We start from the raw sequence: 5,838 nt of genomic DNA, 5'->3' as shown, positions 1-5,838 counted from the left end.
AATTAGTTCCCTCCCCAAAGCATCGGGGAGGGTTAGGGTGGGGTAATTTGAGGAATAATGGTGATTCGATAACTTGTGTGTACACCGTAGCTTACTAAGGGGGGTTAGGGGGGATCTGTTGTTTAAGCTAAAATCACAACCTAAAACTTTGCAAACAACCTCTAAACCCATAGAGACTTCCAATTAAAAAAATATCCCAAAATTTCTTGTGGTGCGGGCATCTTGCCCGCTAATAATACAAGGACGGGCAAGATGCCCATCCCACATCCCACAAGATTGGACAGCGAGGTGCTGCTGCAAGCAGTTCATCTCTTTTGTGGAGTTCTCTATATAAATTTAACCCTCCATTTTAATAAAAATTGGTACATATATTTCTTTGTGCCTTATTTCCATGTTCCCTAACTACACAAATAAATTTAGCGGTAAAAAACAGAACAAAACTGTCTAAAATACCACCGTATAAGTTAGAATTTACTTCATATAGCAATAAAGTGTATCAAGTAAGAACTATGAGTGGACAAAAAACATTTAGCGTCACTGCTGGTATTTCTACAGCATCACAACCAGGTTTATTTGATGGTGTGACTTCCGCATTGCAAGCTTACCAAGAACGTCAGCGTCAGGAAAGAGAATCTGCTATCAAGAAAGAGCAGGATAGACAACAAAAAATTGCTCAATTTCGTTCTGGTGCTACTAGAAAAAAGATTGTTGTTCAAGAATATCAACAGGTTAAATTAATAGCTGCTGAGGTAAATAAAGCTCTATCTCAGGATGCACAAAGACAAGTGCAGAATTTGAAAATGCAATTACCTAAGATTAAGTCAGAATATCAAATTTTAATTAATCGGCAATTATTAGATTCTGCAAGTGTGCAACAAGCTATCCAGAAGACGGAAACGGCATTACAAAATAATAATTTAACTGATGCTCAAACATATTTACAAACATTAGATGATGCTCGCATTCAGGCAATTCAACAACTTAAAATAGAGTGGACAAAACAGGTTGAATTTCTACAATCTAGACTCGATAATTTACAGTCAAGTCTTCCTAATCATATTACTCAACAATTACAAACCAAAATCAATGGAATGTGTAATAGTTGGCAAAATATTTCTGATGAAGATATAGAAAATTTCCATCAAGAAATTAGTAGATATGAATCTCAAGCCGAGCAAGTTTATACTGCGGCGAAAAATTTAGTAGCATCTTGGCAAGAAGTTGGTTATGTTGCCAAAATTGCGGAAATTAATGATGGTGATGTAGTTATTAATATTGAAACCCATGAAGGAGTCAATACGCAAATGCGAATCCAGTTTGATGGTCAACAAATTGATTTAGCTGGTCCTCATGATGAAGAAGGTGATTCTTCCTGTTCTAGTCGGACTTTTGATGTGATTGAACTGTTTCAACAGCAAGGTTATCAGGTGGAATGGACAGCATGGAATGGTGAACCTGTGGACAAAGAATGGCGGAATGTGGACATGGGGATTATTTCCGTAAAAACAACTATGGAGTCTGATTTTAATAAAATACCTGAGCGACGTTCTGAAAGTCAGGAGTATTGATATATTTTATTACCACCAGGCGATTAGAAATCGCGGCTACACGGGCAAAACCCACCTTAGTGGGTTAAAATCATTAACTGAAAGATAGTAAATTATGACACAACCGCTATTGCTAAATATAGCTAGTTGGCTGCCTCATTCTTGTGCTAATGGTCCAGGAACTCGGATGGTGATTTGGGTGCAAGGTTGTCCTTTTCGGTGTCTAGGTTGTCAAAATCCTGACTATTTGCAGTTTAAGTTGAATCAGGTGGTGACTGTAGAGGAAATGTGGCAAAAATTCCAAGCATTACCGGATTTAGCGGGTATTTCTATTTCCGGTGGTGAACCTTTTGCTCAAGCTGTGGCTTTGGCAGATTTAGCACGTCGTGTGCAATCCGTAGGTAAGACGGTTGTTTGTTGGACTGGGTATCAATTACAACAGTTACAATTCAATAATATCCCTGATAGTCAAAGGTTACTAAATCATATAGATTTATTAGTGGATGGCTTATTTATACAACAGCAAATTAGCAATCAACCATTAAGGGGTTCAAATAATCAAAAACTGCATTTTTTGTCTGGGCGAATTGTTGAAGCTGATTTGGTGAATATACCGCGTCAGGAGTGGATATTAGGTTCAGAGACATTAACATATACGGGGTTTCCTGTGGAATACAAGCAACTTGATCAGGGTGGGGTATAAAGCAGATGAGTATTGTGGTGATAGGCGATCGCAAAACCGGAAAAACCAGCATGGTCAGAGCCTTGGCTGAACATGGGAAATATGTCAAAATCAGTAATATCCTAGCCAGTGACTTATACAATCCCAGTACCAAGGAAATAGCAGGTACGGAGATAGGTGAAAATCCCAGAACCTTAAACATGGAGGTGGATTTACCAGCTACCGGACCAAGACAACTGAATATTTTATGGATTGATACCCCTGGAGAGTTTTGGAGTAACCCCCAATATCGGAAAGATTATCCAGCAGCTTGGCAAGGAATGGAAAATAAAGTCAAGCAAAGTAAAGCCGTAATTTTAATGTTACCTCCCCACCAAAGTCTAGTTTCTAGAACTCGGATAAATATGGCTGCTCATCACCTCCAACCAATTGATACATTACCAACCACTGATCAATGGGTGAATGGTTTACAGAACTGGTTCGACTTTTTACAACAGAATTGTCAACGAGTCAAACATATAGTTATCACCCTCCATAAAGCTGATTTATTTTGTGATGTAGAAGCAGAAGGAAAAGACTGGAGATACCGTCCAGATAGAGGCGGTGCAGCCCCTTGGTATGATTATAGTGATCATGTAGTTGAGTCATATTTTGGAGTTGCAAATCAAGTCATTCGTAAATACAAAGGAACAGAAATTGGTTCTCGGACTAACTTCTTTATTACTACTACCGAAAATCAGGAATTACTAGAATTGCCTTGGCTGTATCTTGCTCCTTATCTTATTTATAATTAACCCATAAAATCTTATGCTTGCCAAAAATTCTCAAAATAAACGTACAATTCTGAAAAAACAACAATTAATTGGCAATGATATTAGAATTATTGGCTCTCGCAATTCCGGCAAGACCACTTATTTGGCTTCATTATTGCGACTTCCAGAGGAGTTAAAAAAACAATTTCCTGGCTTGAAAATTACACCTACTTCTGATGATGCTGAAGAACTGATTGGGGAGGCTAAAAATATTTTAGAAAAGGGATCACTTCTTTCGGGTACAGATATTAAATATGGTGATGAACCATATTTTTCTTTTCAAATTCAAATTCCTACTACTAAAAATTCACCAGGAATAACATTAGGATTAAACGTCAAAGATTACGCTGGCGAAACATTTGAATGTGCAGCTACACCTGATAGAGAATTATTTCAAGAATATGTAGAAGATTGGTTAACCGCCAAAAGTTGGATGATTATGCTGACTGATTGGGATGCAAGTAATGATACCAAACTCTATGCACCTGCTCTGAATAGGCTATTAACAGAATTATCCGAACAGGCTAATGTGAATGAAACTTTAAATCAATTGAGAGTTGCCGTAGTTATCAATAAATGTGAACGAGGAGAACTTTGGCCTTGTCGTTTAGATGCGGAAGAAGATTTATTTAGAGTGCGGTTAAAGGAAACTTATAGAGTTTTGAAAGACAAATTACCACCGTCAAGATTGCGGTTTTTTGCCTGTTCTGCCTTCGGTGTGATGGGGGATAGGTATGGAGAACATGATCCCCGTCCTAATCGTTATATACCAAATGATGGCAGTTCCGCCGAATTTAGTGCCTATTTACGAGAGGTTGATGCTTGGAAACCCTTCGGATTAATTTCCCCACTTTATTGGTTAAGTACAGGGAGGGTTTTTCATGACGAGAGCCTCTAATATTCCTCTGGAAATAGGAGGAAACCAGGATTTTCGCGTTATTGGTCCTCGTCGTTCTGGAAAAACAGCGTTTATGGCGGCTCTAGCTCGTTGGCCAAATGCTAAAAAAGATAGTCCTATTCTTGCCGTTGACCCCTATAACGACGAAGCGGGGGAATTAATTAATAGGGCTCAGGACATTTTAGAAGATGGTAGAGAGTTAGCAGGTACAGATTATGGGAGTGGAGAAGCTGAGGATTTACCAACATACTCCTTACTAATTACCTTAAAAGCTAAGTTTATTAATCATCCTCTGCCAGCTTTAAAAAATCAACCTATTAGACTGCGAGTATCCTGTCGAGAATACTCTGGGGAACTGATTAAAGAATTACGCAATCTTGCCAATCCTAGCGCACATTTAGTTAGTTATTTAGATGATTGTGCCACTGCTTCAGGCTTATTGATACTGATTGATAGCACTGCTACCAGGACATCTGATCAAGAATATGCTCAAGCTTTAGACAATTTACAAAGGGAATTAAATGAGCGATTAACTATTAATAATGGAGGATTACAAAACTATCGAATTGCGGTAGTATTTACCAAATGTGAACAACCTCCCGCTTCCGGTTTTCGGGAAGATATAGACACTTTCATGGGCTTGAAATTTCCTAATCTTAAAACTACAGTAAAGAAATGGAGTAACCTATGGGGATGTTCTACAAATTACTTTTTTGCTTCTACCTTTGGCACAAAAGGAACACCACCCAGACCAAACTTCAAGAAAAAGAATCGAGATAGTGGGGGAACTTATGGAGTAATTGATAAACCAGGAGTATGGCGACCTTTAGGTTTAGTTGCTCCTTTGTATTGGTTAGCAACGGGTAAGGAAGATAATCAATTAAGAGATATTTAGGAGCAGATAATTATGTCAGTTGTTCACATTTATCAATTTTGTAGAGCATTTGATAATGTCCGTTGGTCAGACGTTTATCAATGTTATGTATCCGGTGGTTATGCTTTTGAGAAAATCGCTCGTGCGAGTTATGAAGTTCCCCCAGAAATTCGTGAAGCAGTAATTAATGATGATTTTAAGTTGAATGATAATTATCCACCAGAACAGGATGATTTTGCTCTCATTGCCAGAGAAATAGATAATAAATATTCTGTTTTAGCAGTAGCAAATAGGCAACTAGATGATGGTGGTCGTCCTACTATTGGCTATAAATATTTTTGGTTAGATAAGTCAAAATTATCTCAGTATGTTGATGGTATTGGGACTTTAATATATTGGTGGTCTATTCACAAACAGCCTAAGTTTGATATGGCTGAATTAGTGGAAAAATCACCATCCGAAAGACTATATTATCAAGAAATTCAAAAAAGAAACTTTCCAGAAATATTGAAATATGTACAAAAACTGAATGAAATTCCTGAAATTACAGTAGTTAAGAAAGAACTTTGGCAACAAGCATACCCAGCATATATAGAACTACACTATCTAGCTTTAGGTCTTAGTGATCGTGCTACTCGTCTTAATGCTTGGGCTTGGAATGTTCACAAAATAGCATATCCAGAAAGATTTTTAGCTATTTTTTACGCTACTAAAGAGGATATACCCGGCAATATCCGTCAACGTAATTTACCTCCATTAAATTTACCATCACCACAAACACATAATCCTAATAATTTAAACTCCAATCCTAACAATAGTGGTATTACAGCAACTACACAAAATACATCTCCACTAGCTAAAAATCCTGGTCAAATAGCACCAAACAACAAGATTACAACGTGTTTAATAGATATAGCAAAAATATTTACTAATCAAAATAAATTAAATCCTAAAAAAACTGAAGAATTATTTGGATATCTCAAAGATTGCTCAGATGCAGATTTATATGAGATTATAAATGAAAC

The 5,838-nt window shown here is 37.3% G+C and carries 6 protein-coding genes; all 6 read left to right on the top strand.

Annotated elements, in window-relative coordinates; all coding sequences use genetic code 11:
* The first annotated feature begins 509 nt into the window (after positions 1-509).
* Entirely contained in the window at positions 510-1,568 is a 1,059-nt protein-coding gene (locus tag IQ228_RS19340) for a hypothetical protein (protein WP_027400679.1), read from the top strand.
* A gap of 94 nt (positions 1,569-1,662) precedes the next feature.
* Positions 1,663-2,250: a 4Fe-4S single cluster domain-containing protein gene (locus tag IQ228_RS19335; RefSeq protein ID WP_051424198.1), complete on the top strand. Its 588-nt coding sequence runs from the start codon at positions 1,663-1,665 to the stop codon at positions 2,248-2,250.
* 5 nt (positions 2,251-2,255) lie between these two features.
* A complete protein-coding gene (locus IQ228_RS19330) occupies positions 2,256-3,023 on the top strand; it encodes a GTPase domain-containing protein (protein WP_193963990.1) in 768 nt (255 codons plus the stop codon).
* A 13-nt stretch (positions 3,024-3,036) separates the two neighbouring features.
* Entirely contained in the window at positions 3,037-3,939 is a 903-nt protein-coding gene (locus tag IQ228_RS19325; RefSeq protein WP_228043957.1) for a hypothetical protein, read from the top strand.
* The gene (locus IQ228_RS19320) at positions 3,923-4,834 is read left to right on the top strand and encodes a hypothetical protein (protein ID WP_193963988.1); all 912 of its coding nucleotides are present in this window, start codon (positions 3,923-3,925) and stop codon (positions 4,832-4,834) included. Before IQ228_RS19325 ends, IQ228_RS19320 begins: the two co-directional genes overlap by 17 nt.
* 12 nt (positions 4,835-4,846) lie before the next feature.
* The coding region (locus IQ228_RS19315; RefSeq protein ID WP_228043956.1) for a hypothetical protein at positions 4,847-5,838 on the top strand (992 nt) is incomplete at its 3' end.

The organism is Dolichospermum sp. LEGE 00246 (assembly GCF_015207865.1).
Taxonomy (GTDB): Bacteria; Cyanobacteriota; Cyanobacteriia; order Cyanobacteriales; family Nostocaceae; genus Dolichospermum; species Dolichospermum heterosporum.
This window is presented reverse-complemented; position numbering and strand designations above follow the sequence as displayed.

What these genes read in the sequence shown, in the direction of transcription:
- IQ228_RS19320 (WP_193963988.1), top strand. Translation starts at nt 3,923, where the DNA reads ATGACGAGAGCCTCTAATATTCCTCTGGAAATAGGAGGAAACCAGGAT.
- IQ228_RS19330 (WP_193963990.1), top strand. Translation starts at nt 2,256, where the DNA reads ATGAGTATTGTGGTGATAGGCGATCGCAAAACCGGAAAAACCAGCATG.
- IQ228_RS19340 (WP_027400679.1), top strand. Translation starts at nt 510, where the DNA reads ATGAGTGGACAAAAAACATTTAGCGTCACTGCTGGTATTTCTACAGCA.
- IQ228_RS19325 (WP_228043957.1), top strand. Translation starts at nt 3,037, where the DNA reads ATGCTTGCCAAAAATTCTCAAAATAAACGTACAATTCTGAAAAAACAA.
- IQ228_RS19335 (WP_051424198.1), top strand. Translation starts at nt 1,663, where the DNA reads ATGACACAACCGCTATTGCTAAATATAGCTAGTTGGCTGCCTCATTCT.